The sequence below is a fragment of the Streptomyces sp. NPDC020742 genome (genome assembly GCF_040641675.1).
Taxonomy (GTDB): Bacteria; Actinomycetota; Actinomycetes; order Streptomycetales; family Streptomycetaceae; genus Streptomyces.
The window spans coordinates 41,328-68,099 of sequence record NZ_JBFAEA010000028.1 but is presented as its reverse complement, the minus strand read 5'-3'; the positions used below and the strand labels follow the sequence as shown (position 1 = coordinate 68,099).

Annotated in this window: 29 protein-coding genes and 3 pseudogenes; 15 read left to right on the top strand and 17 right to left on the bottom strand. The window is 68.8% G+C overall.

Translation table 11 applies throughout. The annotated features are described in order from the left end of the window. Positions 1-144: 144 nt before the first annotated feature. From AB0G84_RS31390 to AB0G84_RS31380, 3 genes are all read left to right on the top strand, one after another. A complete protein-coding gene (locus AB0G84_RS31390; protein WP_361328300.1) occupies positions 145-636 on the top strand; it encodes a hypothetical protein in 492 nt (163 codons plus the stop codon). A gap of 53 nt (positions 637-689) precedes the next feature. Further along, a complete protein-coding gene (locus tag AB0G84_RS31385) occupies positions 690-2,813 on the top strand; it encodes an NB-ARC domain-containing protein (protein WP_361328298.1) in 2,124 nt (707 codons plus the stop codon). Positions 2,814-3,213: 400 nt separating this feature from the next. Next, the gene (locus AB0G84_RS31380; protein WP_361328295.1) at positions 3,214-3,648 is read left to right on the top strand and encodes a GNAT family N-acetyltransferase; all 435 of its coding nucleotides are present in this window, start codon (positions 3,214-3,216) and stop codon (positions 3,646-3,648) included. Here the strand turns inward: AB0G84_RS31380 and AB0G84_RS31375 are convergent. Next, a pseudogene (locus AB0G84_RS31375) lies at positions 3,632-4,460 on the bottom strand (IS5 family transposase). The gene AB0G84_RS31380 and the pseudogene AB0G84_RS31375 sit on opposite strands and share 17 nt — an antisense overlap. Before the next feature lie 56 nt (positions 4,461-4,516). On the opposite strand from AB0G84_RS31375, the gene AB0G84_RS31370 reads away from it, so the two are divergent. Further along, on the top strand, positions 4,517-4,915 hold the full coding sequence (locus tag AB0G84_RS31370) for a cytochrome P450 (protein ID WP_361328361.1): 399 nt from the start codon (positions 4,517-4,519) through the stop codon (positions 4,913-4,915). A 396-nt stretch (positions 4,916-5,311) separates the two neighbouring features. Further along, positions 5,312-5,800, top strand: coding sequence for a hypothetical protein (locus tag AB0G84_RS31365; RefSeq protein WP_361328293.1), 489 nt, complete (start codon positions 5,312-5,314; stop codon positions 5,798-5,800). Positions 5,801-6,156: 356 nt separating this feature from the next. Here AB0G84_RS31365 and AB0G84_RS31360 read toward each other — a convergent pair whose 3' ends face one another. Beyond that, on the bottom strand, positions 6,157-6,480 hold the full coding sequence (locus tag AB0G84_RS31360; protein WP_361328290.1) for a hypothetical protein: 324 nt from the start codon (positions 6,478-6,480) through the stop codon (positions 6,157-6,159). 127 nt (positions 6,481-6,607) lie between these two features. On the opposite strand from AB0G84_RS31360, the gene AB0G84_RS31355 reads away from it, so the two are divergent. Continuing rightward, positions 6,608-7,192 (top strand): hypothetical protein, encoded by a 585-nt coding sequence (locus AB0G84_RS31355; RefSeq protein WP_361328287.1) that lies wholly within the window; start codon positions 6,608-6,610, stop codon positions 7,190-7,192. On the opposite strand, the gene AB0G84_RS31350 is transcribed toward AB0G84_RS31355, so the two are convergent. Both AB0G84_RS31350 and AB0G84_RS31345 read right to left on the bottom strand, forming a co-directional pair. Further along, positions 7,182-7,856, bottom strand: coding sequence for a transposase domain-containing protein (locus AB0G84_RS31350; protein WP_361328285.1), 675 nt, complete (start codon positions 7,854-7,856; stop codon positions 7,182-7,184). The two genes, AB0G84_RS31355 and AB0G84_RS31350, sit on opposite strands and share 11 nt — an antisense overlap. A gap of 118 nt (positions 7,857-7,974) precedes the next feature. Then, positions 7,975-9,123, bottom strand: a complete 1,149-nt coding sequence (locus AB0G84_RS31345) for a serine hydrolase domain-containing protein (protein ID WP_361328283.1) — start codon at positions 9,121-9,123, stop codon at positions 7,975-7,977. A gap of 273 nt (positions 9,124-9,396) precedes the next feature. Between AB0G84_RS31345 and AB0G84_RS31340 the strand changes: the two genes are divergently transcribed. Together AB0G84_RS31340 and AB0G84_RS31335 are read left to right on the top strand one after the other, a co-directional pair. Continuing rightward, positions 9,397-10,938: an oxidoreductase gene (locus tag AB0G84_RS31340; protein WP_361328280.1), complete on the top strand. Its 1,542-nt coding sequence runs from the start codon at positions 9,397-9,399 to the stop codon at positions 10,936-10,938. Positions 10,939-10,942: 4 nt separating this feature from the next. After that, positions 10,943-11,146, top strand: a pseudogene (locus tag AB0G84_RS31335) (hypothetical protein); the annotation flags it as partial. Between the two features lie 308 nt (positions 11,147-11,454). Here the strand turns inward: AB0G84_RS31335 and AB0G84_RS31330 are convergent. From AB0G84_RS31330 to AB0G84_RS31320, 3 genes are read right to left on the bottom strand one after another with little or no spacing between them, the layout of a single operon-like run. Next, positions 11,455-11,847 (bottom strand): hypothetical protein, encoded by a 393-nt coding sequence (locus AB0G84_RS31330; protein ID WP_361328277.1) that lies wholly within the window; start codon positions 11,845-11,847, stop codon positions 11,455-11,457. Beyond that, complete coding sequence (locus AB0G84_RS31325; protein WP_361328274.1) at positions 11,844-12,509, bottom strand: hypothetical protein; 666 nt, start codon at positions 12,507-12,509, stop codon at positions 11,844-11,846. Before AB0G84_RS31325 ends, AB0G84_RS31330 begins: the two co-directional genes overlap by 4 nt. Continuing rightward, positions 12,500-13,036: a sigma-70 family RNA polymerase sigma factor gene (locus AB0G84_RS31320; RefSeq protein ID WP_361328271.1), complete on the bottom strand. Its 537-nt coding sequence runs from the start codon at positions 13,034-13,036 to the stop codon at positions 12,500-12,502. The genes AB0G84_RS31325 and AB0G84_RS31320 overlap by 10 nt, the downstream gene beginning before the upstream one ends. Before the next feature lie 301 nt (positions 13,037-13,337). Here AB0G84_RS31320 and AB0G84_RS31315 point away from each other — a divergent pair, with 301 nt between their 5' ends. The 5 genes from AB0G84_RS31315 (at position 13,338) to AB0G84_RS31295 (ending at position 15,901) form a co-directional block, all read left to right on the top strand. Continuing rightward, positions 13,338-13,817 carry an Asp23/Gls24 family envelope stress response protein gene (locus AB0G84_RS31315; protein WP_361328268.1) on the top strand — a complete coding sequence of 160 codons (480 nt, stop codon included), beginning with the start codon at positions 13,338-13,340 and terminating at the stop codon, positions 13,815-13,817. Positions 13,818-13,889: 72 nt separating this feature from the next. Next, positions 13,890-14,150: a hypothetical protein gene (locus AB0G84_RS31310; RefSeq protein WP_361328265.1), complete on the top strand. Its 261-nt coding sequence runs from the start codon at positions 13,890-13,892 to the stop codon at positions 14,148-14,150. A 110-nt stretch (positions 14,151-14,260) separates the two neighbouring features. Next, a complete protein-coding gene (locus AB0G84_RS31305; RefSeq protein WP_361328262.1) occupies positions 14,261-14,563 on the top strand; it encodes a hypothetical protein in 303 nt (100 codons plus the stop codon). Between the two features lie 190 nt (positions 14,564-14,753). Then, a complete protein-coding gene (locus AB0G84_RS31300) occupies positions 14,754-15,263 on the top strand; it encodes a DUF6286 domain-containing protein (RefSeq protein ID WP_361328259.1) in 510 nt (169 codons plus the stop codon). Positions 15,264-15,301: 38 nt separating this feature from the next. Next, the gene (locus AB0G84_RS31295; RefSeq protein WP_361328256.1) at positions 15,302-15,901 is read left to right on the top strand and encodes an alkaline shock response membrane anchor protein AmaP; all 600 of its coding nucleotides are present in this window, start codon (positions 15,302-15,304) and stop codon (positions 15,899-15,901) included. A 141-nt stretch (positions 15,902-16,042) separates the two neighbouring features. Here AB0G84_RS31295 and AB0G84_RS31290 read toward each other — a convergent pair whose 3' ends face one another. The 4 genes from AB0G84_RS31290 to AB0G84_RS31275 all read right to left on the bottom strand — a co-directional run bounded on the left by AB0G84_RS31290 (position 16,043) and on the right by AB0G84_RS31275 (position 18,409). Then, the gene (locus AB0G84_RS31290) at positions 16,043-16,171 is read right to left on the bottom strand and encodes an LPFR motif small protein (protein ID WP_263295776.1); all 129 of its coding nucleotides are present in this window, start codon (positions 16,169-16,171) and stop codon (positions 16,043-16,045) included. An 83-nt stretch (positions 16,172-16,254) separates the two neighbouring features. Next, entirely contained in the window at positions 16,255-16,638 is a 384-nt protein-coding gene (locus AB0G84_RS31285) for a hypothetical protein (protein ID WP_361328253.1), read from the bottom strand. Positions 16,639-16,807: 169 nt separating this feature from the next. After that, positions 16,808-17,782 (bottom strand): SRPBCC family protein, encoded by a 975-nt coding sequence (locus tag AB0G84_RS31280; RefSeq protein ID WP_361328250.1) that lies wholly within the window; start codon positions 17,780-17,782, stop codon positions 16,808-16,810. Between the two features lie 3 nt (positions 17,783-17,785). Next, entirely contained in the window at positions 17,786-18,409 is a 624-nt protein-coding gene (locus AB0G84_RS31275) for a hypothetical protein (RefSeq protein ID WP_086719639.1), read from the bottom strand. A gap of 830 nt (positions 18,410-19,239) precedes the next feature. On the opposite strand from AB0G84_RS31275, the gene AB0G84_RS31270 reads away from it, so the two are divergent. Both AB0G84_RS31270 and AB0G84_RS31265 read left to right on the top strand, forming a co-directional pair. Continuing rightward, positions 19,240-20,121, top strand: coding sequence for a SigB/SigF/SigG family RNA polymerase sigma factor (locus tag AB0G84_RS31270; protein WP_361328246.1), 882 nt, complete (start codon positions 19,240-19,242; stop codon positions 20,119-20,121). 234 nt (positions 20,122-20,355) lie between these two features. Further along, positions 20,356-20,841: pseudogene (locus AB0G84_RS31265) on the top strand (IS5/IS1182 family transposase); the annotation flags it as partial. 318 nt (positions 20,842-21,159) lie between these two features. Here AB0G84_RS31265 and AB0G84_RS31260 read toward each other — a convergent pair. The 6 genes from AB0G84_RS31260 to AB0G84_RS31235 all read right to left on the bottom strand — a co-directional run bounded on the left by AB0G84_RS31260 (position 21,160) and on the right by AB0G84_RS31235 (position 26,459). After that, positions 21,160-21,339 (bottom strand): CsbD family protein, encoded by a 180-nt coding sequence (locus AB0G84_RS31260; RefSeq protein ID WP_361328243.1) that lies wholly within the window; start codon positions 21,337-21,339, stop codon positions 21,160-21,162. A gap of 442 nt (positions 21,340-21,781) precedes the next feature. Next, positions 21,782-22,228, bottom strand: a complete 447-nt coding sequence (locus AB0G84_RS31255; protein ID WP_361328240.1) for a hypothetical protein — start codon at positions 22,226-22,228, stop codon at positions 21,782-21,784. A 943-nt stretch (positions 22,229-23,171) separates the two neighbouring features. Then, the gene (locus AB0G84_RS31250; protein ID WP_361328237.1) at positions 23,172-24,062 is read right to left on the bottom strand and encodes a glycosyltransferase; all 891 of its coding nucleotides are present in this window, start codon (positions 24,060-24,062) and stop codon (positions 23,172-23,174) included. Then, complete coding sequence (locus tag AB0G84_RS31245) at positions 24,059-24,676, bottom strand: SAM-dependent methyltransferase (RefSeq protein WP_361328234.1); 618 nt, start codon at positions 24,674-24,676, stop codon at positions 24,059-24,061. Before AB0G84_RS31245 ends, AB0G84_RS31250 begins: the two co-directional genes overlap by 4 nt. Continuing rightward, the gene (locus tag AB0G84_RS31240; RefSeq protein ID WP_361328231.1) at positions 24,673-25,440 is read right to left on the bottom strand and encodes a PIG-L family deacetylase; all 768 of its coding nucleotides are present in this window, start codon (positions 25,438-25,440) and stop codon (positions 24,673-24,675) included. Before AB0G84_RS31240 ends, AB0G84_RS31245 begins: the two co-directional genes overlap by 4 nt. Continuing rightward, entirely contained in the window at positions 25,437-26,459 is a 1,023-nt protein-coding gene (locus AB0G84_RS31235) for an acyl-CoA dehydrogenase family protein (RefSeq protein ID WP_361328228.1), read from the bottom strand. The genes AB0G84_RS31240 and AB0G84_RS31235 overlap by 4 nt, the downstream gene beginning before the upstream one ends. Positions 26,460-26,772 lie beyond the last annotated feature (313 nt).

The following is a 26,772-nucleotide window of genomic DNA, read 5'->3' as shown; positions in this document are numbered from 1 at the left end:
CCGTACATGCTTGGCGGTAACGCCCCGAAAGCCACCGATTGACCGTGGTGACAGCGAGGCGACCGACGGTTTTCCGGCGTTCCCCGGCGGGGCAACAGCTAAGATCGACGGGATTGTTGTCATGTGCCTGGAGGGGGACTTCGCGTGTTGCCGGAGGCGATGGTGGCGCTGGCCACGGCCGGGGGAACGGCGGTCGTGCAGGCCGCCGGTACGGAGGCGTGGGGGGCGTTGCGCCAGCATGTGGCCGGCTGGTTCGGACGCGGTGACGCCGCGCGCGAAGCGGGGGAACTGGAACGGCTGGACGGGACTGCGTCGCACCTCGCGGCGGCGGAGGCCGGCGACGCGGGAGGGGCCGCGCAGGCGGAGCGGGTCCGCATCCGCCAAGAAGCCCTGTGGCAAGCCCGGTTCGAGGGCCTGCTGGAAAGCCTTTCGGGCGACGAGCGGGTCGATGCGGCCGAGGAGTTGCGGTCGCTGCTGGAGGACCGGCCCGCATCCCGGCCGTCGGCCGGGGACGGCGGACTGGCCGTCGGCGGGGACGTTCATCTCAAGGCCGACCACGGTTCGGTCGCGGCCGGAGTGATCCACGGGGGTGCGCACATCGGCCCCCCTCCGCCACCGGCTCCGTCCCAGGGCTGAACGGACCGGTTACTCCAAGCCCCCAGCCCCTGTCGGCACCTTCCCCGTCCTCCGTGCAGGCCAGCGACCACAGCCTGGCCGTCGGGTACGCCGACCGGGTCGCGTACTACGCCGGCTCCCGTGCACCGGCTTCCCTCCCGCTGCGGGTGGGGACGGTGCCGGAAGCGGCACGCTGCCTCCAACACCGCCCCCACCTGGACGCCTGCTGGGTCCCGGCGGCGACCGACCGCAACGCCCCCGCGCACGATGTGGTGCTGGTCGGCACCGCGGGCGTGGGCAAGACACAGCAGGCCATCCGCCTCGCCGACACCGCGTGGCGGGAGGGCGGCCTCGACCTGCTCGTATGGGTCACGGCCGACAGCCGTGAGGCGATCGTCGCCACCTACGCCCAGGTTCTCGCCGAGCTCACCGGCTCCGACCCGGCCGGCCCCGAACAGGCGGCGCAGGCGTTCCTCGCGTGGCTGAGGCCCGGTGCCGCGGAACCGCGCCGCCGCTGGCTGGTGGTCCTGGACGACGTGGCCGACCCCGACGATCTGCGGGGGCTGTGGCCTCCGGACCATCCGGACGGCCGGACTCTGATCACCACCCGGCGCCGGGACTTCGCCCAGCCGGGGCTGCGGCGACGACTGGTTCCCGTCGAGGAGTTCACGCCCGCCGAGGCCGCGGCCTACCTGACGGAGACACTGGCCGCCCATGGCCGGGACGACGATCCGGAGGAGATCCGGGACCTCGCACAGGAACTCGGGCACCTGCCGCTGGCGCTGTCCCAGGCCGCGGCCTATCTGGTCGGTGCCGGCCTGGACTGCGCGGCGTACCGCCGTCTCCTCGGCCGGCCCGGCGGGAAACCACTCGCCGAACTCGTCCCCGGTCCCGGCGCACTGCCGGACGGCCAGCACGTCTCCGTGGCCGATGCGTGGCAGACCTCCGTGGAGCGGGCCGAACGGCTGCCGCCGGCCGGGCTAGCGCGCCCGCTGCTGGAACTGGCCTCCCTGCTGCCCCCCGAGGGGATACCCGCGTACGTCTTCACCAGCCCCGCCGCCAAGCGTCATCTGAGCACCCACCGCACGGCTCCCCCGTCCGGCGACGGCGGCGCGCCTGCCGACGAGGTGACCGCCGCGCTGCGCGTGCTCGACGGCCTCGGCCTGATCGTCCGCACACCGGCGGATCCCCTTCGCGCGGTGCGGGTGCCTCCCGTTCTCCAGCGGGTGACCTACGAGGCGCTGCCCGCGAAACGGGCCCGGGATCTCGCCGGGACCTTCGCCTCCGCGCTGGCGGAAGCGGCCGACGCGAGCGGCGACGATCCCGCGTTCACCCCTATCCTGCTGCGCGCCTTCGAGATGCTGCGCAAGCGCGCCGAGCCCGCCCTCTGGGAGACCGCGGGCCGTCGTGATGCCTTCTCCGCCTCGATGGATATCTTCTTCGCCAACGAAACCCCCATGGGCGTGCACCGGCTGTTCTTCCGGGTCGGCGAGTCACTGGGCATCACAGGTCAACCGGCGGCGGCTCGCGGCCACTTCGAGTGGCTGATGGGTGAGGCGCTGCGCCGTCATGGCCCGGAGACAACCATTGCCGTGCGTGCGCGCGAGCGCGTGGCCCACTGGAGGGGCGAGGCCGGTGACGCGGCCGGGGCTGCAGCGGCCTACGCCGAGATCCTCGACGAGGAAATTCGTCTCTTCGGCCCCCACCACGAGATCACCTTCACCACCCGGGCCGCGCTGGGGCGCTGGCACGGCAGGGCGGGAGATGCGGCCGGTGCGGCGGGCGCCTACGCCCAACTCCTCCCTCTGCAACAGCACAAGCACAGTCCGGATCATCCGGACGTCTTCGAAACTCGCGCGCAACTGGCGCAGTGGCAAGGCGAATCAGGTGATGCGTACGGGGCCGCCATGGCGTATGAGGCCCTGATGCACGACCTGCTACGCGTGACGCGCCAAAGAGGCGGACCTACCCTCCCCACCGAGACCTTCGTGGGCGTTCTGGTAGTCCGCCCCAACTGGTTCGACGTCTTCGACGCCCACCACGGCCACGCACACTGGCGCGGCCGCGCCGGAGACCCGGCGGGCGCCGCAACCTCCCTCACCTACCTCCTCGACGAACAGACCCGGATACTCGGCCCCGGCCACCCACGCGTCCGCGCGACCCGCGAGGAACTGACCCGCTGGACGAACAGCCGCTGACCCCCTTCCCTGCGCTTCACCCGAATGCGGAGTGTGTGGGATATCTGGTCCGGCAAAGGACTGAGAGGTACGCGTGGAGGAGACCGGCGCATACGAGGTCTGGTATCGCGACACCTTGATCGGTGCGCTCTGAGACATGAGCGCCGATCAACCATGGCTCCGGTGCCGCTTCGTGCCAGGAACCGGCTGGGACGAACTCGGCCCGCTCTTCAGCGCTCAAGAGAAGGCGCGACGCCTGCACATTCCTGAACATCTGATCGGGGCGATTGGCGCCGTGCGAGATCTCGGTGTCGAACTTCGGCCTGTAGCGGGCGGTGAGCCGATTCACCCCTAACAGGTCATCTCATTTGGTACGGAGTTCACTTGGAAAAACCAAGCGACGCGGCTACGCTGCCGCTCCATGATCACTAGCGGTGGAAGTGACGGGTACGAGCTCTCTACAGACCCGGATCGCCTCGACGTGGAACAAGTGCACCGTTGGCTCTCGACGGACGCGTTCTGGGCCCTGGGGCGTACCCGGGAAACTGTCGAGGAGTCGGTGCGCGGCTCGCTGAACTTCGCCATCTACGACGCCAGCGGCGACCAAGTTGCCTACGCTCGCGTCGTCACCGACCGTGCCACCTTCACTTGGCTTTGCGACGTTTACGTTGCTCCGGCCCACCGTGGCAAGGGACTCGGGACGTGGCTTGCGACAACGGTGCGCGACCACCTTGCTCCCTATCGGCTCAAGCGCGTCCTCCTGTCGACCCTCGACGCGCACGAGGTCTACGCGAAGGCCGGGTTCTCCCCGGTACCAAACCCCGAGAACTTCATGATTCTCAACGCCGAGGGCTGAGGGGAGCGGACAGTCTGCGGTAGCAGATGAGGGTGCAGGCGATGCTGGTGAAGGCCAGGAAGTGGGCGGCCTTGCGCTCATAGCGGCGGTGAAGGCGACGGCAGCCGGCCAGCCACGACATGGCGCGCTCGATCGTCCAGCGATGGAATCCGAGTCGCTGGGAGGACTCGATGCCCTTGCGGGCGATGCGGGGCGTGATGTTCCTGCTGCGGAGCCAGTGGCGCAGAGGGCGGTTGTCATACGCCTTGTCGGCGTGCAGCTTGGCCGGGCGGCGTCGGCGGGGGCCTCGGCGAGATCGGATCGGCGGGATGCCGCGCACGAGTGGTTCGAGCGCCTGGCTGTCGTGGAGATTGGCTCCGGAGACGCCGATGGACAGGGGCAGGCCGGTCCGCTCCGTGATCAAGTGGATCTTCGACCCGCACTTGCCCCGATCCACAGGATTCGGGCCGGTCAGATCCCCCTTTTCATGGCCCGCACGTTCACGGAGTCAATGGCGCCCGCGACCAGTCCAACTCGCCGCGGGCGCCGAGCTCATCGAGGACCAGGCGGTGCAGCTTGGCCCAGACCCGGGCCTTCGCCCACTCTGTAAAACGCCGGTGGGCAGTCGCACTCGACGGCCCGAACGATGCCGCTGGAAGCTGCTGCCACGTGCAGCCCGACGTGGCCACGAACACGATCGCCGCCAGTACCTCGCGGTCACCATGCCGACGCCTGCCACCATCCTGCGGTCGAGTCGGCGTCTCAGGCACCACTCGCTGGAACAGCTCCCACAACTCATCTGGCACCAGACGCTCCGCTATCCCCACAACCACAGACTACCGAACTGGCCAAATGAGATGGCTTCTAAGCACCTCCGGGCCGTGCCTCGCTGCTCCCGCGCCTGACCGAGGAAGTCCTGCGGCACGAGAGCCCGTTCAGCATTGCGAGCCTGCGCTACACCACGCAGCCGGTGACGATCGCGGGCACGACGATCCCGGCCGGGGAGTTCGTGCAGATCGCGCTGCTGGCCGCCAACCGCGATCCGGAGGTCTTCACGGACCCCGACCGGTTCGACCTCACCCGTGACGCCTACGGCCACCTGGCGTTCGGCCACGGCATCCACCGCTGCCTCGGCGCGCCGCTGGCGCGCCTCCAGGCCGAGATCGCCTTCGGCCACGTACTGCGGCGCTTTCCCGCTCTACGCCTGGCCGCCCCGGACCGCGCCCCCGCCTGGCAGGACAACCCGCGGCACCGCGGACTGCTCACCCTGCCGGTCCGGCTGCGCTGACGGCAGACGCCTTCCCCAGTAGGGCTTTGCCAGGTGGTGTCGTAGAGCTGCCAAGAGGTGGGTGACTCGCTCGGCAGTTGATCAAGCTCATCCTCGCCACCGCAGTGACCACGGCCATGATGCTCCCACGGCGGCGCCCATCGTCCACGAGCCCAGATCAACCCGTCGTTCCCGATGCCACGGCCAGGCGACAGCTTTGGCACGGAGGGCCGTCACCTCATCAGGGCTTCGAGATCAACGCATCGCTCCTCTGGCGCACCAGCTTCCCCAGGTCTACTTCAAGCCGGGCACGTCCTGGACCTCTGTCTCCGCAAGCCACCAGCCAGAAACCTTGAGCGTTCCCCTTGTTGCGGACCTCCTGCCAAGGCCCGCAAGAGCGATTCATAAGGTAATCGCGTGAATTGGCTGACGCTTCTCTCCACGCTCCTTGGCGCCGTTGTCGGAGTCGGCTCAACGCTGCTGGCCGACCGGGCCCGATGGGGCCGCGAGGTCCAGACCCAGGCGCTGCAAAACAGGCGCGCCCTCTACGGCGAGTTCCTCACCGCCCTCAACCTTGCCCAGGAATCGCTGTTCGCGGTCGCTTACGGCCGCCACCCCACCGACCTGACACGGGATCTCGCCGCACGCGCCGCCTTCGGCAACCATCAGGTCTACGCCATCAGGGAACGGCTCGTGCTGTCGGGCCGCGAGCCCGTCGTTGCGACCGCGGACCTGGCGTTCAACCGCTTGAAGACGTTCCGCGATGTCGTCGGCTCCGGGGCCAATCCCGACTCCCCGGAACTGGCCGACGCCATCCACGCTTATGGGACCGTCCTACGCGAACTGCGTCACGCCATGCGACACGAACTCGGCGAACCCCGCCTGGAGACGGACGTGTCCAACTGACGCCCGCCGCCTCAACGATCCGTACTCGGCCCCGCCGTTGGTGCCAGTGAGGCCCTCGCACACCCGCAGGTCGAGGGCGATGGCCGCGCGGTCGAGGTCGAGCACCACCACATCGACCACCTGGTCCTGCCCGCCTCCGACCAGCGCCTGCCGGCCGCGCAGGCCGCCGGTGCCGGTCGGTTGGTCAGAGGCCGCTGGCGTCGATCAGCCAGTACTGGCTCCGGCAGGTGGTGATGTGTCGGGGGTGTGGTCGACCACTCCGGCCTGCGGGTACGGGATGCTCGGTGTGGTGCCGTCCGGCCAAGGGCCGGCGCCTTCGTTCGTGGCGCGTGGGCATGCTCCTGCCGTCCACACCGCTACACGCGCGGGCGGCGAAGGTTCTCCTTGGCTGACAGCAGCCCGAGAACGGAGTGCTCCTGGTGGTGGGCGTGCCAGCGCTCTGCCAGGGTGCGGTCGGTGAACAGGGCGAGTCCCCGCGCCGTCTCTGCGGTCATGGCGTCGAAGCCGCCGGCGGCCTGGACGTACTCGATCGCGATGTCGTGGAAGCGCGGGCCGCGGAAGTCGGAGACGTGCACGTCGGCGGGGGCCAGGGGCTGGCTGCTCTCGTCAGACACCAGCGTATGGGACGCCTTGCGGGACTCGTAGTAGGTGTTGACCTGAGGCTGGATCTCGGTGTGCATCGCGGCCAGTACCCGCTGTCGGTGCGTGGGTGCGTCCAGGCACCTGGCCCTCGCCGGATGACGAGAATCCAGCAGGCCAGCCAGCTTCTGTAGATCATTTACTGGACAGTCCTTAGCATCGCTGGTCATGGCTACAGTGATCGTGACCGTGGGGCTAGCGTTCATCGGCTACCTGGCGACCTATCTGAACGGGCTGCGTCTGGCGCAGCGACAGGCTCGACTCACACGCGTCAATCAGCAGTTGAGCGACTTCTACGGGCCGCTGTTCGCTCTGATGGAAGCCAACGGCCGCACCTATGACACCTGGTCAGCGAAGTACGCCCGTCCTGACGGTCGCGACCCGTTCCGCCACGACACTCCTCCCACCGAGCAGGAACTTGCGGAGTGGCGCACCTGGGCCACAACCGTCTTCATCCCCAACATCCAGGCCATGCGAGACGTCGTGGTTACCAAGGCCGACCTCCTCATCGAGGAGGAGATGCCTCAGGCCCTACTCCAGCTTTGCGCACACGTCTCGGGCTACGAGATCACTGCTGCGCGCTGGGCCCGAGGCAACTATGAAGAGCACCTGTCGGTCATCTCCTTCCCGGGCCGGGCGCTCCGAGAGCACATCCGCGACAGATTCACACAGCTCAAGAGGGAGCAGGCACGATTACTCGGACACAGCCGAGCTCCCAGCAGGAACCGATGGACAAGCTTCATCAGCCGATGAGGGAAGCCCACGAACGCAGTCGGCTCATTCCCACGCGATCACCCCACACAGCCAGCCCCCCTCCACATCGCGACGTCCACCCCATCGACGCGCACCCCGCCAAGGACGAGTCCGCCCACCAGCACTTCGACTTCGTGCCGCAGGCCACCAGCGCGGCCAGACGCAGTTGCGGGTAGCCCGAGGTCCCGTTGCCGAGCCGCTGCCGGGTGAATACCGCGAGGTTGGCTGGGCAGTCCGGGACCGGCAGCAGGGTGCCGTCGACCGCGACGACCCTCAGTCCCCGCCACCGCCCGGCGGCAGCGGTCGTGGCCGCAGGTCCGCTCACCAGGTGGAACAGCGCTTTCATCGGTGCCGGACCCAGCCGCTGGCGGGCTAGGCGAAGAGCGCTGCCGCTGGGCCGGAGCAGCGGCAGACCCGCCAGCCCGGCGCACAACCGGTCGAAAACCTGCTGGTAGCCCAGCCCGTTGAAGAGTGCCGCGGCCAGCAGCAGGTACACCGTGACTCGCGCCGGCATCAGCCGGACCCTGCGCTGCACCGCACCGGTCTCTGCCAACACCTCGTCGACCATCTCGAACGGAACGATCCTGGTCAGCTCCCCGATATGCCCCGGCGCGAACCCCCCGGCCGCTACCCCGACCGTCCTTGTTATGGCAGCCTGTTCCAACAGCGGAGCTCCTGTGGTGAGGATGTCTTGGAGTGACAGACCTCTTCTACAGCAGCTCCGCTGCCTCGTTCACCAGTCTTGACACCCCCGACCCCGCCCTAACCGAACGGCGTTGGTACTAGCGGTTGAAGGCCGGCAAGCCGAAGCGTTGCACCAGTGCGAAGCCGTCTTCTCGGGCGCTCTTGCTGTTCACCGAGTACACGAGGGTGCGGGACAGGTCGCGGGTCGCGGCAATCACCGTGTGGTAGCCGGGGCGTGAACCCGTCTTGCCCCAGATCTCCTTGCCGTTGACGACGAAGCGCTGGAGTGCCACTCCGTGTGTCGCGCCCTTGATGTCCGGGATGGTGAACATCTGGGTGAGCTGCGGTTCGGGCACGATGCGGCCGGAGAACAGTGCGGTGAGGAGGCGCTCCAGGTCGGCGGTGGTGGAGATCATGTCGCCGGCCGCCCATCGGTCGGACATGTTCCATTCGGTGACGTCGACGGTATGGCCGTCGAGTTCGGCGTAAGCCCGGTTGTGCGGGCCGTGGATCTGCGGGTCGGGTCCCTTGGGGAAGCCGGTGTGCCGCATGCCGAGCGGTCGGAAGATCCGTATCTCGGCCTGGTGGGCGTAGCGGTCGCCGGTCACCTTCTCGATCAGCATGCCGAGAACGGTGTAGTCGATGTTCTGATAGACCTGCCGCACACCCGGCTTGAAGGCCGGTCCTTTGGCGACTGATGTGGCGACCACTTTGCGCGGGGAGAGTGTCCGGAATCGGTTCGCGTACATCTCCTGTGGGGTCTCCCCCAGGCTGGCGCCGGGCTGGAGGCCGCTGGTGAAGGTCAGCAGCTGCCGCACCGTGGGCGGCGGGGTGAACGAGTCCGGAAGCAAGCCGGGCAGATAGCGGGAGACCGGGGCGTCAAGGTCGACTTGCCCTTCGGCGGCAAGCTGCATGACGATCGAGGCGGTCACCACCTTCGTGGTCGATCCGGCACGGAAACGCGCGTGCTCAAGGGCCGGAGCGCCGGTGTACCGGTCTCTTACGCCCGCAGTCCCGACCCAGCTTCCCCTCCCGCCAACCCGGATCAGCGCCGCCGAGGTGTCGGAGTCCGGCAGGCCGGAGACGGCCTTGCGCAGGGCCTCGGTATCGGGTCCGCACCCCTGCTGTTGCCGCGTTACGGCTCCAGGGGCCGATGCAGCATGAGCGGGCACAGCACCCAGCGGGCCGACCATGACGCCGGCAAGTAAGACAGCGACAGCGGCGTGGGTGCGGATACGAGGCTTCATGGACGCCAACTCCTAGGTGTGGAAGGCACGTCTGGGCGATTTCGACCGCACTCATATTGCTGATCGCCGCACCGCGACGGATCGTCTCTGACGACGAGGCCCGGCCCTGGTTCTGACCGGGGCTTACCCTTAGGGGCTTTCGCTGGTTCCGCCATCGGATCACAGGGCCCATGACCATCTGGGCGGTCCGCCCGCAGCTAACAGAGTGGGCTGGTCTCCGATCCGTGGTAGTTGGGCGAGGCGGGCGCGGAGGAAGATCGCTACTCTGCACGAGTGCTCTCATGTGACGAGTTGACTTCGCCCGAGCGTGAGCTTTGGGACGCGTTCCCCGATGGACACCGCGTGGACCTGCGCACCGGTGTGCTCGATGACGATCGTGTCGCCGAAGGTGGCCAATGGGGCCCCGAGCGGGTGGTCCGTGCCGCCGTGATCGCGGCGCTGCTCTCAGGTGCGAACGCCGGGCAACCAGGCGCCACCCCATGTGTGAGGCTCGTCGGCGCGCGCATCAGCGGCTGTCTGGATCTCTCGGACATGCAACTCGGTCAGGCTCTCCGAATCGAGGAGTGCTGGTTCGAGAAGGCGCCGAAGCTCCACGGGGCGTCGGCCCGGACGATCCGCATCGTGGACAGCTGGCTGCCGGGCCTCGAAGCCGCTCTGGTGCATGTCGAGGGGCACCTTGATCTGTCACGGTCGCGCGTGGAGGGGTGCCTGGACCTTCTCAATGCCTCGGTGGCCGGCGAGTTGGTGCTGCATGGCACGCGGGTATGCGTGTCCGAGGGCTGGGCCGTGATCGCGGACGGACTCGACATGGGAGGCGGTGTCTTCTGCATGCACGGCTTCACCGCCCGTGGCGGGATACGCCTGCTGGGAGCGCAGTTGCCGGGCGGACTGTTCATGCAAGGTGCACACCTGGAGCGCCCCGTACCGTTGGGACGCCCTGGTCCGCGCGGAGTGGCTCTTGCCCTGGACAACGCCGTGGCCTCGACGCTCAACTTCTCCGACGGCTTCACCGCAGACGGGACTGTGAGGCTGCGGGGCGCCCGCGTCTCGGACAATCTGACCTTCGAAGGAGCCGTCCTGAATGCGACACCCGATGGTGACGGCCCGGCCCTGGCCGGCCTTCTGGTGCAGGTGACCGACTTCGACTTCACCCTCGCCCGACGACCTTCCGGCATCGTGGACCTGCGGGGCGCGCAGGTGTCCCATCTCCATGACAACGAGTACAGCTGGCCGGACGTGGTGGAGCTGGAAGGCTTTGTCTACGGTTCCATCAAGACGGTAGAGGCAGGCGAACGGCGGGAGGCGGTGGGGCGTCGAAAGTCTGTGGCAGACCGTCTGGCATGGATACGACGCAGCCCCGGCTACAGCCCACAGCCGTATGAGCAGCTGGCGAGCTGGTACCGGACGGCCGGCCACGACGACGACGCCCGCCGCGTGCTCCTGGCCAAACAGCGCCACCGGCGCCGTACGCTGTCCCCGGCCGCGCGTGCTTGGGGCCACGTCCTCGACGTGACCGTCGGCTATGGCTACCGCCCCTGGCTGGCCGGCGTCTGGCTCCTCGCGCTGACCCTGCTGGGCACCCTCTCCTTCCACGCGCACTCCCCCACCCCGGTCAAACAAGGCGAAGGCGCCCCCTTCCAGCCCCTCGTCTACACCCTCGACCTCTTGATCCCCATCGGGGGTCTGGGTCAGCGCACGGCCTGGTACTGGTCGAACGGCAGCCTCCAGTGGCTGGCCTACCTACTGATCGCCTTCGGGTGGGTGCTGACGACCGCGGTCATCGCGGGAGTCACGCGCGCCTTGCAGAAAAACTAAAGCGGACCCCCAGAACCCCGCCAAAGACAGGTTCACTGGCAAGCGCTTCGAGAAAGCCCTGAACGTCACACTCAACTCGGTGGTGTTCCGCTCTTCCAACAATGACCTGACCACGGCCGGCACCTACATCGAGATGGCATCCCGCGTAACCGAGCCCGTTTTGCTCGGCCTCGCGGTCCTGGCTGTCCGCAATCGCGTCAAGCGCTGACCCACCGCACCCGCGGAATGGGCGGCAGAGAGCCGCAGCTACCCCCACTGAACCAACCGGTGCACCCGCTCGGTCGCGGACCGCCGCACGGAAGATTTCAGTGCCCAGGTCACAGCCTCGCCCACTGAAATCCTCCGTGCGCTCCGTCAGCGGCCGCAACCGGGCCCGCTCCGCGTCGGTCAAGCTCCCCGGCCCCTGGGGGCAGGACAACGAGCCAGGCATCAGCCACATGAGACCGGCCGGACGAAATCTGACCGTCGGCCGCCTCCTGGCCCGGCAGCCCCCAACGTCTTTCACGCAGGTGAGGATTACAGGTCGGCGCACAGGTGGAGTGGTGCTCGATCTCCGGTGATGCGGGTCACGGTGACGATGGTGACGCTTGCTGGTCCGCCGCGGGCCTTCAACTGTGAGCTGACGGCCGTTTGGACGCTTTCACGGACGTCGCGTGCGGTGTCGAGGGCGCGGCGGTGGTCGTTGACTGCACAGCGGACTTCGAGGTGCCATGCATCGGTTTCGGACGTGTGCCTGGCATGGATGCCGGCTTCGGGGAACGGTGTGCGCGAGCCGAAGGTCCGCCGGATGTAGGTTGCGGCGTCGGCCAGGGAGTGGCGCAGGCTGGGTTGGAGTTCCTGCACGCCGGGGACTGCCAGCGCGGCCCGGGCCGCGGTCTGCTCAATGCTGGCCGTGTCGACGGTGATCATGGCCCGGTTCCGTTCCGTGGGGTGGGTTCGGTGGGCTCGGCGGACGTCAAGGACTCCAGTTCGGACACGATGCTCAGGTCGATGCTGCTGACGGCGAGGCCGATCTCGTGTGCCGAGGCGTCGGCGACGGCCCGGCGCACCTGGGCGGCTCGGCCGGGCAGGGGTTGGTCGAGGGTGGCGGCGAGGGTCATGGTGATCGTCACGGTGGTGCCGGCCTCGTTGGGGGTCAGGCGGCAGCTCGCGGCGCGTACTCCGGGGATGCGGTCGGCGGCGCGGCGCAGGATCTTGGCCACGGTGGTTTCCGCGATCCGCAGTTCGTGTGCGGGGTCGTCCAGGGGCAGTATCCGGCCGAGGTGTGCCTCCGCGCGTACGGCGCGCACGACCCGGTCGGCGACCGTGCGGGCGCTGGGCCGCTGCGCCCGCAGTGTGCGGGTGGTGGCGTCCAGGGCTGTCAGTCCCTCGGTTGCCTCCCGGCAGTACGTGCAGTCGGCCGTGTGCGCGTCGGGCTGATCGTTTCCGGTGCGGGCCTGGTCCCAGACGTGGCTGACCAGACGTCCGCAGGGCAGCCGTTCGTCGCCGATGAGCCGTGCCGGGTCGGTGTCCCGGTGCGATGCGGGCGCGTTCTCGGGTGGGGAGGTGGCACGGGGGTCTTCTAGCGCCATGAGGCCATCTCCTTCATCAGTGTGCGTCGTGCGCGAAAGAGCCTGCCGCGTACGGTCTGTTCGCTCTCCCCCACCACGTGCGCGATCTCTTCGTACGACAGTCCGTGCAGCTCCCGCAGGATCCAGCAGGCGCGCTGTCCGGGCCGCAGGTGTGCGAGTGCCTGGGCCAACGCGGCGGTGGCTGCCGTGCTTTCGGCAGCACGGGCGGGTTCGCCGCCGGCGTCGTGGGCCGCCGGCTCGGCGACGGCGTCGAGGGCGACGGAAGGGGTCTGGGCGCGGCGGACGTTGAGGCACCGGTTGGTGACGATGCGGTACATCCAGGTGCGGAACGCCGCGTCCCTGCGGAACTGGGGAAGGCGCCGCCACGCGCTGATGAAGCCGTCCTGCACAGCCTCCTCGGCATCCGAGAGGTTGCCGAGCATGTGGTACGCCAGGGCGAGCAGCGGGCCGCTGTGGCGGTGCACGAGTACCGCGAACGCATCATCATCGCCTTCGGCGGCGCGGGCGACCAGGATCCGGTCCGCCACCTCCCCGAGATCCGGCTCGCGGGGACGCTTCGCCCCGGTGGGCGGAGGCGGCTCCGCGCGCCGGGGTGACGAGAATCCCTCGTGCTCCACATCCACTGTTCGCTTCCTACGTGAGGCGTCTCGCGGGCCGCGAGGCTCGCCGTCCCCCGCCGGCTCCCTGATGGCGCAGGCCCGGTCAGGCAGCCACCGACCAGCCTACGTGATGCAGGCCACATTCAAGCGTGACGATTTCGCCCCAGATGTGTCCAATCTTGTGACGGGCGCCGGTCCGGCGCCCGCGCCACTCGCCCAGGAGAACGCCATGACGAACGCGACATTCCGCCCTGCCTCGGAAGGGCGCAGGACCGCCGACGAGACCACGGCACAGCAAGATCCGAAGCGAGGTGTCCTCTCGCCGGAGAGCCGGGGCCGGACCACGATCGCGGACACCGTCGCGGCGAAGATCGCCGGGATGGCGGCCCGCGAGGTACCGGGCATCCACAACCTCGGCTCCGGCATGGCCCGGGCCCTCGGGGGCGTGCGTGAGCGGATGCCCGGCGGGCAGCCCAGCGCCACCCGCGGTGTCAGCGTCGAAGTGGGCGAGCGCCAGGCGGCGGTGGACCTGGATGTGGTCGTCGACTACGGCTATCCCATCACCGAGGTCGCCGCAGACGTTCGTACCAATGTCATCGCGGCGCTGGAAAGGATGACCGGCCTGGAGGTCGTCGAGGTGAACATCGCCGTCAATGACGTCGACATACCGGGGGACGAGGACGACGGCAGCGAGCAGCGGGTGGAGTGACCTCCCCCGGACTCCTCCCGGCCGCGCCCGCACGGCGCGACGAGACGACAACACGAGACGGGTGAAGGAACGATGAATGCAACCGTGGTGGGACTGCTGACCGGTCTGACCCTGGGCTTCGCGGGCTACTTCGGCGGCTTCGGGGCCTTCCTCGTGGTCGCCGCCATGGGCCTGGTGGGCCTGATCATCGGCCACTTGGCACGCAGCGACGTGCACCTCAGCGACTACGTACACACCCGCGAGGGCGACGGGCGCCGCGAGACCTTCGACCGCCCTCGCAGCACCTACAGCCCCGGGCCGCCCCGCACCGGGCGCACCGGGCGAGTCCGATGACAACCCACCTCCCGTCGCCTCCCCTCCGAAGCGGCCCGGAAGGTGAGAGCCCACGCACGCCCTCGCTTCCCCCGCCCGCCCGGCGCGGTGCCACGCTGATCCCCGAGACCGTGGTGGCCCGCATTGCGGTCCGGGCGGCACGCGAAGCGCTCATCCGGCATACCGGCCGGCCACCCGCACGTCTCGGTTTGGGCCCTGCCCACTCCACGGCCGCCGTGCACGAAGGCTCAGCACGTCTGAAGGTCTCCCTGGACCTTCCCTACCCCATCGATATCGCCCGCACCTGCGGCGAAATCCGGCGCTACATCACCGACCGGGTGTCCGACCTGACCGGCCTGCGCATCGACGACCTCACCGTCTCCGTCCAGCGGCTCGTATCCGACGAAAGCCTGCGACAAGGCCGGGCCGCATGACCTGAGCCCGCGCCACGACAGGAACATCATGACCTCCCCCACTCCACACGCCCCGCCCGGCCACGACGGCGATCTCCCGCAATCACAGCCGGCCACCACACATTCCCGGCCCGCTGGACCAACGCAGTACAGCGTGCCGGCGAAAGACCGCTCCCGCCGACCTTGGTCGGCGCGTCGCACCCCCGCCTGTGTGGCCGCCTCGCTGATCCTGCTCACAGCCGGGGCACTGCTCTTCGAAGCGATCTGGATACGCACCGGACACCGGGCCACCGCATGGTGGACAAGCCTCACAGACCAGCTCGCCACCCGCACGCTCGGCAACCTCTGGATCCTCACCGGTGCCGCCGTCGCCGCAGCCCTGGGCCTGTGGCTCATCATCCTGGCCCTCACCCCTGGCCTACGGCACCAGCTGCCCTTGCGTGTGCCGAACAACAGCCGCATACGGATGCATGCCGTACTCGCGCGCAAGGGCGCGGCGCTGCTGCTGCTGCGCGACGCGGCCATGCGTGTCCCGGGGGTCAGCACGGTGCGAGTGCGGGTGCGCCGGCGCCGCATCACCGTCCGTGCCGGCGTGGGCTTTCGTGATACCGCCGATGTGAAGGACGACCTCACTGGCACCCTCCGCCGCGAGGAACGCGACCAACTCGCTCTGGCACGCCCACCTCGGCTGAGGGTCCGCGTACGCCGGAGCACGAAGTAACGAGGCCGGACCGGGTACGCAGAGACTCCCTGGAGAACATGATGAGGGAACACGCCAAGACCAACCGAACTCTGCTCGCTCTGCTCGGACTCGTGCTGCTGGGCGGCGGCCTCCTGGTGCTCGCCGGCGGCGCCGACCTCTACCGGCGTCGGCACCTCGTACCCCCGGCCGGCTGGCCGCTCACCACCGCGCGCAACGTCCTGGTCCCGTCCGCCGATCAGACCCGGTGGACGGACACGAGCTGGTGGTCGCCGACCGTCATTGCGGCACTGGCCCTGCTCCTGCTGCTCGCCCTGGCGTGGCTGCTGTCCCAGCATCGGCACCACCCGCGCCAACTGACCGTCGCAGACTCATCCGAGGAGACGGTGACGGTCAGCAACCACGCGTTGAGCGATGCGCTCGCCACCGACCTCGCCGTGCTGCCGGGCGTCCGGGACAGCCGAGCACTGTTCTACGGCAAGTACACGCACCCACAGGCCCGTATCGGCCTCGCCCTTGGCCCGGGCACCGGTCCGGAGCAGATCCTGGAGGGCCTGCACGACGCCGTCGAACGGGCACGACGATCCGCCGGCTGGGGCAACCTCCCCGTCCGTGTCGACCTGAGCGTCGCCCACCACAGAGCACACCGCGTCGAATGACACCACGTCCCGTTCACGGTTCGGGACGCAGCTGAAGGACAGGGCAGCGGCGAGCCAACGCAGGCCGCGCTGGTCGCTTAGTTGGGGGCGCCGCCCGGCCTGCCGGGATGTTCCAGTCCGCGGCCTGGGCAGAGCGAGGGTTCAGTGGCGTCCGTGGGCGCTGTCGGCAGCTCCGCCGAACAGCCGGGCGACGGCTCGAAAGGGGAGGGTGACGACGGTGGCGATGGCCCCGCCGATAGACCTGAGTACGTCTGCTATGGCCGTGAGCATGTCGATCCTCCAAGGGTCTCCTCGACCGCGGTGGGCGACGTGCTGCGGATCGCCGTGCGGTCGTGATGCGTCAGCTGGGCAGCTCAGTCCGACTTGGAGCGCGGTTCCTGCGGGTCGACGCCGGAGGATGCCTCGGCATCCCTGCTGCCGCTGGGGCGCTGCGAAGGGCCTCGCCGGCCTTCGTCGTGCATTCCCTTCTCCTTGGCCCTGCCGCCCTGCTTTTCTCCGCGACGGGAGGAACTTTTGACGGTGTCGCCCGTGACGCCCTCCATCTCTTCCTGGGACGTTTCCTTGCGAGGTCCGGTCTCGGGGGCGTACTGGTCAGGGTGGAACGACCGGTGCGCGCTCGGATTGTCTTGTTGCGTGGTTTCGTCGATATCAGGAGACCATCCGTGCTGTTTGGTTCCCTTGTGGCGGCTCGGCCCTTCGCCGTGGGAAGGGTGGGGTGTTTTTTCATGCTTGGTCATGAGCGGATCCGCCTCTCGTGTACGCCGCGCCGCGAGCCGGCGAGCGTGGCGTCACTGCCAGGATAGTTCACGCCGCAGAATTATGAAATCGCCGAGAATTTCAGACGCATTTCACGCGCCATAAACTGCACCCGCAGTTGCACCGACGTGCGTTTCCTTCCGGCGCATCTTATTCTTCTTCCTCTTCGTATTCAGCGTCTTCGTCGTCCTCTTCGGGCTCGTCTTCTTCGGGGGGCTCGTCCTCTTCGGGCTCGTCCTCCAGGTCTTCGGAGTCTTCCTCATCCTCGACCTCTTGGTCCTCTTCGCCTTCGGCGTCTCGATCTTCGTCGTCTTCGAGTCCCTCTTCGTGGGTTCGGACGACTTCGCCATCGCGGATCTCGCCGCGCCAGCCTTCGAGGTCCTCGTTGTCGGTGAGCGTGACGTACCGCTGGAAGTGCTTGAGGTCCAGACGCAGGCGCCGTCCCTGAGCGCGCCAGATGTTGCCGGTCTTTTCGAAGAAGCCGGCGGGGTAGTACTCGACGACAGCGACAATGCGGGTGAGTTCCGGGGTGAGTTCATGGAAGCTTATGGCACCGCGTGTGGTGCCCTTGCCCCCTTCGGAGTTCCACACGATGCGCTCATCGGGAATCTGCTCTTGTACGGTCGCTTTCCAACTGCGGTTGGAGAAAGCCACCTTCAGCTTCCAGTCGCTCTCGATCTCGTCCGACTGCGTGACACTCTTGACGCCCTTGGTGAAGCCGCTGAACTCCTCAAGCTGGGTCCATCGGTCATACACGGTACGCAGGGGCATACCGATGTCGATCACCTCGACGATGTTGGTGACCTTCTTGTCCCCGGCCTTGCCGCCACCGCCGAAGAACCCTTTCACGGTGTCGACTGCCTTGTCCTTGAGGTCACCGGCCTTCTCGCTGAGGAAAGCCTTTACAGGTGACTCGCCGCCGCCGAGCACCCGCTTCCCGACATTGAGCAGGGTGCTGTTGCCGTCCCCCACGTCGCCCAGCCCCTGTGCAAGGTCACTGATCTTTTCTCCGGCCTTGTCCACCAGCCTCTGGCCCTGCGCTTCGGCGAATCCGGCCAGCTGCTCCTTGAGCATGTCAAGGCCGGAAGCCTTGTCCGGAGTGGAGTCGCCCTCCTTCGTGGCCATGACCTACCTCCTGCGACTGGTACGGCGGGATGTCTTCTTGGCAGCCGTCTTCTTGGCGGATTTCTTCTTCGCCGCCGGCTTACCGGAGGCAGCCTTCTTCGCCGGAGCCTTCTTGCCCGGGGACTTCGTTGTGCGGGCACGGCTCGCCGAAGACTTCTCCGGTCGCCGCCCGGAGGGCTTCTCCTCTTCGCCCTCTGCTTCTTCGCTCTCGTCCGCGCTTTCTTCCTCGTCGTCAGCCGGTCCTTCTTCGTCCTCGGCCTCGCCCTCTTCTTCATCCTCGGCCGGCTCTTCGCCCTCGGCTGGCTCCTCGTCCTCCGGGGGCCCCTGAAGGGCGCTGGTGCGTTTCTGCAGGGCACCGGCAAGTGCCCCGAGACTGCGGTCGGCTGTCGCAGACAGCGCGGTGCGACCGGACTCCAAGAGCTCACCACGAACCTGGTCCATGAGCTGGGCGGCCTGGGGAGTGGCCGCGAGGCTGCGCAGCGCTTGACCGATCAACTCGCGCGGACTCAGCGCCTGACCGGCGACCATCGAGGCGACCCCGATGGCGAGTTTGCCCTTCTTGGTGCGGCCCAGTACATATCCAGCCGCGAGCGCTGCAGCCAGAGTGACTTTCGTATCGGTTTCCATGAATGGCCTCATGTCACGTTCGTGGGATCGCGCCGCTCAGGCACCGTGCGACCCCGGTGCGAGACTCCCCAGATGTCTCGCAGCGCCTCTTGGGAGCAGAAGCTCTCTTCTCCCACCTTCACCCCACATCCTCAGACGCGCATCTCCCCAGGTAAATCGCCCTCGGTGCCGGACCACACCTCGACGACACAGTTCGGGTTTGCCTGACGAACTCGTAGAGCTCCAGGTGCTCACGAGGCTTTCGAATCACGATCGCTGATGACTTGCGCGTGATCAGGCTCCCCACAGGGAGCCCGGTCCGCCCCGTGAACAGTCCGTCCGCATTCACTGCACGATGAGTCCACCCGGAGACCGCTGCGGGGTCCGGGGTGCGACCGGACGTCAGGCCGGCACAGCTTCCTTTCCGCCCCGGTCGGCCGGGACGGACTTGTCGATCCTGCCGTCCGCCCCGGGTACGGATGCCTGATTTGCCGGCTTCGTATGCCGGGAGAGCGGTTTCGCCAGGACGCGGTGCGGCTTTCGTCTCGCGCTATCCGGCGGGCCGAACGAGTATCCGGCTCTGCCGCGCCAGGTACGGGCGCGGCGGATGTCGCCCGGTCCGGGCGGCACGAGCCACCCCCGAAACAGCTGTCTGTGGAGTCGATCGGGCCCGCGTGCGTGGCCGTAATCCTGTTTCCGCACCCGACGCCGCGACCAACTGTCGAACGATCAGACGTCAGGTCCACCCGTTCCGATGGGTGAGCGGACCCGACGCGGCTGGCAGGGTGTGCTCGTGGCCGTGCCGGGTAGGGGGCTGGTGACGGGGGCTCAGCAATCGGAGGGAGCCGGTCATGAGCAACAGCACCATGACGGCACGAGCAGCGCAGGGGACCACGTCGAAGGTGTGTGCCGTCCCGGCCCCGACGGTGCTGCCGCAGATCGAGGACCCTCAGCACATGCCTCCCGCCGACGCGCGCGAGCTCACGAAGGTATTCCTGCAGCGACTTGACGCGCTGGAAGAGGGGACGCGCGAGTACCAGTACGTGCGCAACACCCTTATCGAGATGAACCTGACCTTAGTGCGCTACGTCGCCCGCCGCTTCTCCGGCCGTCGGGAGTCGGCCGAGGACATGCTGCAGGTCGGCACAATCGGTCTGATCAAGGCCATCGACCGCTACGACGTCTCGCGCGGCGTGGAGTTCACCACGCTCGCCGTCCCTTACATCCAGGGTGAGATCAAGCGGTTCTTCCGCGACACCACCTGGTCGGTCCACGTGCCCCGACGCCTGCAGGAACTGCGCATCGACCTTGCCCGAGCCCGCGAACAGCTCGAAGGCCAGGGCGTCCACGAGCCGAGCGTCGCCGATCTCGCCGCTCGCCTTGATCTGGACGAGGCGGAGGTGGGGGAAGGAGTTGTTGCTTCCAACGGCTACGAGAGTGACTCCATAGACCGGCCCGTTCAAGCCTCCGGCTCCAATCAGCAGACCGGCTTTGTCGCCGACCTCATCGGCACCGAGGATCCTGCCCTCGCACTGGCAGAAGACATCCAGGCTCTCAAGCCACACCTGGCCGAGCTCGGCGACCGCGACCGCACTCTCCTCGAACTCCGCTTCGGCGCCGAGATGACCCAGAGCGAAATCGGCGAGGAACTCGGCCTCTCCCAGATGCACGTCTCCCGCCTCATCACCCGCATCTGCACACACCTGCGGGAAGAGATGCTGGCCACCGACTGACTGAACAGCACCTCAACTGCTGCTGACAGCCTGCCACTTGCTCCGCATGGGCCTGCCGGGGCAAGAGGTTCAGCTGCCCGTAAGCCCGCCGCAGCTGCTCCTTGCCCATAGTTGAAACGGCCCTCACTATTCTTCTTTGACCTCTTCGTAGTGCTGGTCCTTGGCCGGGACGCCCGGTCCACGGTGGGAGCGTTTGCCCGCCTGACGACGCCTCCCGACGGCGAAAGAGCGCCGGCCGCCGTCCTGGCACCCGCAGACGCCGACGACGACATCGACTGGACGACGCCGGTGGACTCCACGGGCATCCGGGCCCACCAGCACGCCGCGGGAGCACGCAAAAAGAGGCGACGCGCTCCGGCGAGCCTGCCGATCGCGCACTTGGACGCTCCCGCGGCGAGCTGAACACCAAGGCACACCTGGCCGCCGACGGCGCTGCACGGCCTCTGACCTTCACCGTCACCGCAGGCCAAGCCGGTGACGCCCCTACCTTCGCGACGGCGATGTCTGGCATCCCCGTGCCGCGAAACGGCCCGGGCAGGCCGAGAGCCAGCCCCTCGCCGTGCTGGTCGGCCGGGCTCACTCAGTCCGCCATCCGCCGTCACCTGCGACGCCGAGGCATCCGCGCGGCAGCCCCTCGAACAGATCGGCCCCGCCTGCGGCGAGGCTGTCAGGTCAGGTGATCGCCCGCCCGACTTCGACCGCGACGTTTACTACAGGCGCCTGGTCCGCCTCGCCACATAGGACACCGTCTAATGACCACAATCCGGCATTGACGTGATAGCGAGCCGGCTCCGTGCTCGCACTGGCACGGCTCAGATCACCCAGGCAACCTCACCCCGCCGCGCAAAAGGGCTGGGCGGCCTGGATCGGCCCGCCACCGACGACGGGTTTTGACGCCTCCGCCCGCGAGCTGCGCCCCAGTCTCCCCCGGGTGGGCATTCACCGTCTCCCGGCACCCATGATGCGGGGCGGTACCGAATTGCGCGCAGGCGGGGCGGCAACTCAGAGTTTCGGAACGTGACCTACCGTTCCGTGAAATTAGCCTCTGTTCTTGAAAGTGTCCTTCGCCTTCTCCTTGGCCTCACGGGCGGAACCCTTACTCTGCTGTGCTTGACCTTTGACGGTCATGCCCTCGTTGCCGACGGATCGACCGGCTTCTTTCTTCACCGTGCCTTTGACCTGCTCGGCCTTCGCCTTCGCCTTTTCGCTCGCGCTCACGATTCGCTTCTTTCTCGCGCCCAGCTGCTAGAAGCAATAATCGCACACAATGCATTCGAATAGTTCGAGCCAACAGAGAAAACGTCACCCTGTGACGCCCTCGCGCAAAGCCATGAAAGCCGCAGCAGCTTCTGGGTGGCGGCGTTCGGCATATGTGACCCGTCCACCCCACCCACACACCTCAGGGGAAATTCCCTGCCTGAAGCCCGCGGTCGTCTAGGGTCAGTGACGGTCACGGGCTTCCTGAGGCTCCGCCGAACAGGCGGGCGACAGCACGGCTACCCGGCAAGCTTCGGGCGGCGTACCGCTCGGCGCTTGTCGCGAGGTACACCGTGACGCTCTACGTTCGCCGTGCTGACGGCGCACTGGAGGGCGACTCGGCCACCTCGGTGAGTGGCTCCCGGCGCGCGCGATGATGCGGACGACTCGCTCGGCTCATGACCTACCGGTGGGCAGGTCGATGTCCGAGCAGGTGCCACTTGTGACGGTGTCCGTCACCGTCGGGTCGGCCACCCCGAGGAGAGCTGCCGTCCTGCCGTGCCGCCGTTCCCAGGTCGCTCCTCGTGTCAGGGTGGTCGACGCGGCCCTCGTGGTCCGTGCCGCGTGCAGCGGCTGCATCGTGGCGCTCCCCTTTGAGCGCTTGACGCATTGCGTGCTTCTTGCGGGTGCTGCGGCGCATGCCGCCGAGCAGCAGACTCAGCCCGAGCACTGCCACCGCGCCGATGATGGCACCCAAGAGGAACAACATGCCGGTGGATCCGGTCATGTGGTACCCGAATACCTTGAACGCTGCCGTCAGCTCGTGTGCGCTACCCATGTTGGTAACAACGGCGGCGACGCCGACGACTACCGCAGCGATCAAGAGGATGACTCCGAGAATCACAATCATGACGAACTCCTGATAATCACCCGAAAGCGCTGTTATCAGGCTGCACCCATCCGCTCGCAGGCACCACCGGGCACCTTCTTCAGCAGTTGCGCGCGATGCAAGAGCCCCGAGTTCGGAACACCGCCAGCAGAAGAACGAGAGCGCAACCGGTCCTCCCAGCCGGAGCGCTACGTGCCCAAGGTGGACCACCGCAAGGAGGACACAGGGCAGGAGAAGGCGCCACCGGCGAACGAGATGAAAAGCGAGACCAAGGGCAGCGAACCCCGAGCGGCGCAGACCGACGAGAAGGGCGTGAGGACAGACCGGCTCCGAGAGTCGCTCATCGGCCGACCGGAGCCTGGGATGCCGCGGCGCACACTGGCGTGGACCGCAAAGCCCGGGCCGTCGCTGTACTGCGCGAGACGCTGGAACTCTTGGGGCCAGGTCTATCGGCTGGTCCGAGTCGGCGGCCTTCCGCTGCCTGGAAGCCGACAGCTCTGCTGGTGCGCGACACGCCGCGCCGGCTTCGGTCTGGGCCCGCCACCGATGCCCTCTACCAAGTGCCGGTGAGTCCATACCTGCGGGTGACCGGTGCTGCCCGCCAGAGTGCGTGGCCCGGGGCGACAGGGTCGGTACGGGCGGACCGCTCTCCTGGTTTCGGCCCCTCAGCATCGCGGCCGTGAAAGAGCCGCGATAACCTCACCCACCTCACGCCGACCGTGATCACGGACGAGAGGGCCGACGTCAGCCGGGAGGCCGCCGGTGTGCGACGCAATGAGCCCCCTGCTGCGGGCTGCCGCGCAGTCCGCACCCCCGACGCAAGGACGAGAGGGAAGCAGCCAAGGCCCAGGCCGAAGCCCCGCATGCACGCGCGACCGTCGAGGCCGATGGGGGCAGGCGCAGCGCAGCATCCTCGATGAGATATGTGTCCTCGCCTATGGCACCTCGGTACCGGAGGCGCCCGTCAAGGAGATGGTCGCTGCGCTGGCGCTGTTGCCTTCTGGCCCGCGCGCTCAACAGCTGCTCCTCCGCTCGGAGACACGGCGGGTCGGCCCCGTTCGTCCTGTGCGGTCGATGGCTGCTCCGCCTCCGGGTCTGCGGCGCGTAGAGGCATGTCTCCCTGTGGTGTGTCGTCAAGCGCTATGCGCCGCAGGAAGGCGCCGAAGCCGTGCGGGGCCCGGGAGTCGGGTCGGGCCGAGGTGTGCACCGGGCAGGCGTCGGTGCGCAGGATGCGGTAGTCGCGCTGTTCGAGAGCGGCTACGAGCGAGCGGTCCTCTCCGTGGGCGAGAGCGGCGAATCCGCCCGTCGCGCGGTAGGGCGCGGCTGCTACGCCGAGGTTGGCGCCGTGGACGTGCGGGTGCCCCCAGGGGTGGGGTGGTGCGGGACGGCCGGCGAAGTAGTGGGCACGGTGCCGGGCCGCCGTCCGAGGGGCGAGCGCGGCGTGCGGGCGGATGCGCACGGTGCCGACGACGCAGTGCCAGCCCTGGCGCGCGCACCGCAGCTGGTGGGCCAGCCATCGTGGCGGTACGAGGGAGTCGGCGTCCGTCGTCGCGATCCATGCCCGCTCCGCTCGGGAGCCGAGCAGGCGGAGGGCGCACGCCACGCCAGCGGCTCGGGCGGCCCCGACGTTGTGCGCCGGCAGTTCGACGATCGCCGCGCCCCAGTGCGCGGCGATCGCGGCCGTGGTGTCTGTGCAGGCGTCTGCGGCGACCACTGTCACCACGGGCACTGCGGCTGCCTCCGGGTGGCGGAGAGCCATGCGGAGGGCGGCCAGTGCGGCCGGGAGTTCGTGCGCTTCGTTGTGCGCGGGGATGACCACGGCGAGCGCCGAGGGAGGGGGTGGTGGCCGTTTCACACCAGGTCCTTGTGCTGGGCGGGCGAGCGCGGGGCGCTGTGGTTGCCGCGGCGGCGCAGCAGGGTCTGGAGGGTGAAGTCCGCGTCGCGGACCTCGGTGAGCAGGGACAGCTGCGGGGTGGCGGCGACCGCGGTGGCGACTTCGGGACCGGTGCGCACATGCTCGGGTACGGGGTGGTTCCAGTGCACGGTGATCAGCGTGCCTCCGGGTTCCAGGCAGGCCACGGCCTGGTCGAGGGTGTTTTGCAGTGTCGTGTCGTCGAAGTAGTAGAGGAGTTCGGAGAGGACGACGAGGTCGAAGGTGCCTTCTGGCCACTGGTCGGGGACGGTGAGCCGGCGCACGTCGACGTGCGGGAGGTCGCGGTTGCGCGCGTCGGCGGTGGCGACGGCGGAGGCGACGCGGTCGGTCGCGAGCAGATGGTCGCAGCGGGCGGCGAGTTGGCGGGTCAGGACGCCGACGGAGCAGCCCGGCTCGAAGCCGGCCCGGTAGTGCTGCCGGGGCAGCGAGGCGAGGGTCAGGGCGTACTTGCGGTGCTCGTACCAGCGGCCGGCCAGGTCCCAGGGGTCCGTCGAGGCTTCGTACATGGCATCGAAGTAGCCGGGTGGGGTGCTCAACGGAACACCACCTCGAAGCGCCGGGCGTGGTGTGCGACCTCCTCCGGTGGAAGGATCGCCGCGTTGTGCGCGCCCTCGCCCAGGGGGTGGAGCTGGCTGACGAACTGCCCGATCGCCGCGGCCTTCAGCGCCGCGACATCGGCCGGCAGCCGCAGCAGCGCGGCGTCGCCCCAGGGGACACGTGGATCGCCCGGGCGGGCCCAGTGCCACATCCACACCGGATACATCCACAGCCGCACCCCCGCCTGCCGGCACACGCGGCGGGCGGCCCGTCCGGCCGCCTCGTGGTCACTGTGCAGATCCCCGGACCACGGGGCGGCACACCAGGCGGCGCCGGTCTCGCGCAGCAGAGCGGCGAGCCGTCCGGCCACCGCGGCTTCGTGGCGGTCGACCTGGGTGTCGGGCACGCCGAGACGCACCGGCCGCACGTCCGGTAGACCCAACACGGCCAGAGCGGAACGGAGTTCGGAGCTGCGTGTGCGGGCCAGCTGCTGTGGCGTGACAACGGTGCTGTGCGGATGCGACAGCTCGCCATCGGTGATGGTCATGACGTGGACCTCGGTGCCGGCGGCGGCGAGGCGGGCGAGGGTGCCGCCGAAGCCCAGCACCTCGTCGTCGGGGTGGGCGGCCACGGCGACGACCGGACCGCCGGGCAGGGCCGCGGTGGGCAGACGGTGCAGGGCGTCCCACGCCGCCCACAGTCCCTCTGAGGTGCCCGGGGCATCGATGGCGTCGGCAGCGGCCTGCCGGAGGTCTGCGCTCACGCCGCCCCCTCGCCGCGCGCCAGCAGGGTGCCCAGTTCCGCGTCACTGCGCTCGGCGTGGTGCTGGCGGAGGTAGACGGTGAGGTCCGCCACCGCGCGGGCGTGCGCCGCGTTCCGGCACAGCGGACCGGCGCCGGTGGCCCGTCCGACGTGCTGCAGCACCTCGGTGCAGACCTTCTCCACGAAGGCCCGCACCCGCAGGCTGCGCACCCGGCCTTTCCTGCTCCGGTCCAGGAAGTCCTCGTCGATCTCTAGCGCCGCGCGGTCGAGGACCGTCTCGGCGGCATGCAACAGGGAGTCCGCCTGTCCCAGGTGGGCGGCGGCGTGCCCGTCCAGCGGGTGCCGCCCCGCCGCGTCCAGCAGAGTGTCGGCGACTGCTTGAGCGCCTCCCAGCCAGCAGGCCGCGACCCCGACACCGCCGTGCTGGAAGCCCGCCCGCTGCACATAGCCCTCCACCTCACCAACCGGCTCCGCGGGAACGTCGTGGAAGGTGACGTCGAGGGTGTCGCTGCCCACCATGCCCAGCGCCTGCCAGCTGTCCGGCACCGGTGCCACGCCCCGGTCGGCGAGGCGCACGGCGAACAGGCGCCGCCCCCGGCCGGTCTCGGCCGTCACCAGCGCGTGGGTGCAGATCCGTGCTCCGGAGCAGTACTGCTTGACGCCCCGCAGGCGCCAGCCGGTGCCGTCGTTGTCGGCGTGGAGCTCCGGGCCGGGCGGATGGGCCGCCCACACGCCCCACCGCTCTCCCGGATTCGCCGCGCAGCCGTCCAGTTCGTCGAGGATCGCCGCCGCATCGACATGCCCTTCGGCCAGCCGGGCTACGGACAGCTCCTGCCGTCCCAGGGCCCGCAGGGCCCCGAACCGCTCACCGGTCCGCCCGGAGCCGGGCAGGGGAAGGTCCAGGACGTGCCCTTCGACCAACCCGGCGAACTGCTCGGCGACCGCCTGAAACGGGTCCGGCGCGCCCGGCCGGGCTGCGGAGGCCGCCCCGGTCCCCGCGGGCGGCACGGGAATCCCCACCCTCGGCTCCTCTCCGCCACGTCATCGGTCTCGTGAGTAGTCTGCGGTCCCGTGCGACGCCCCCGCACCTTGAGATCCACCAGTGTGCGGGGCCGGGACCTGCGCCTCCCCTGGTGTCGGGGTCCGGCGAGCCGCCCGGTCGGCGTCGCCCAGTGCTTTCGTCTCCGACCCAGGACACGCTCCGGGCCGGCCACGCAATAGAGGCCCTGACCGTCGCCGCGGTCGATGCGCCGCTCGGACAGCCGGTACAGCCGGTACAGCAGCAGCTGGGCACAGCTCCAGGTCGATCGCGTTCTTGAAGAGACCTGGTTCC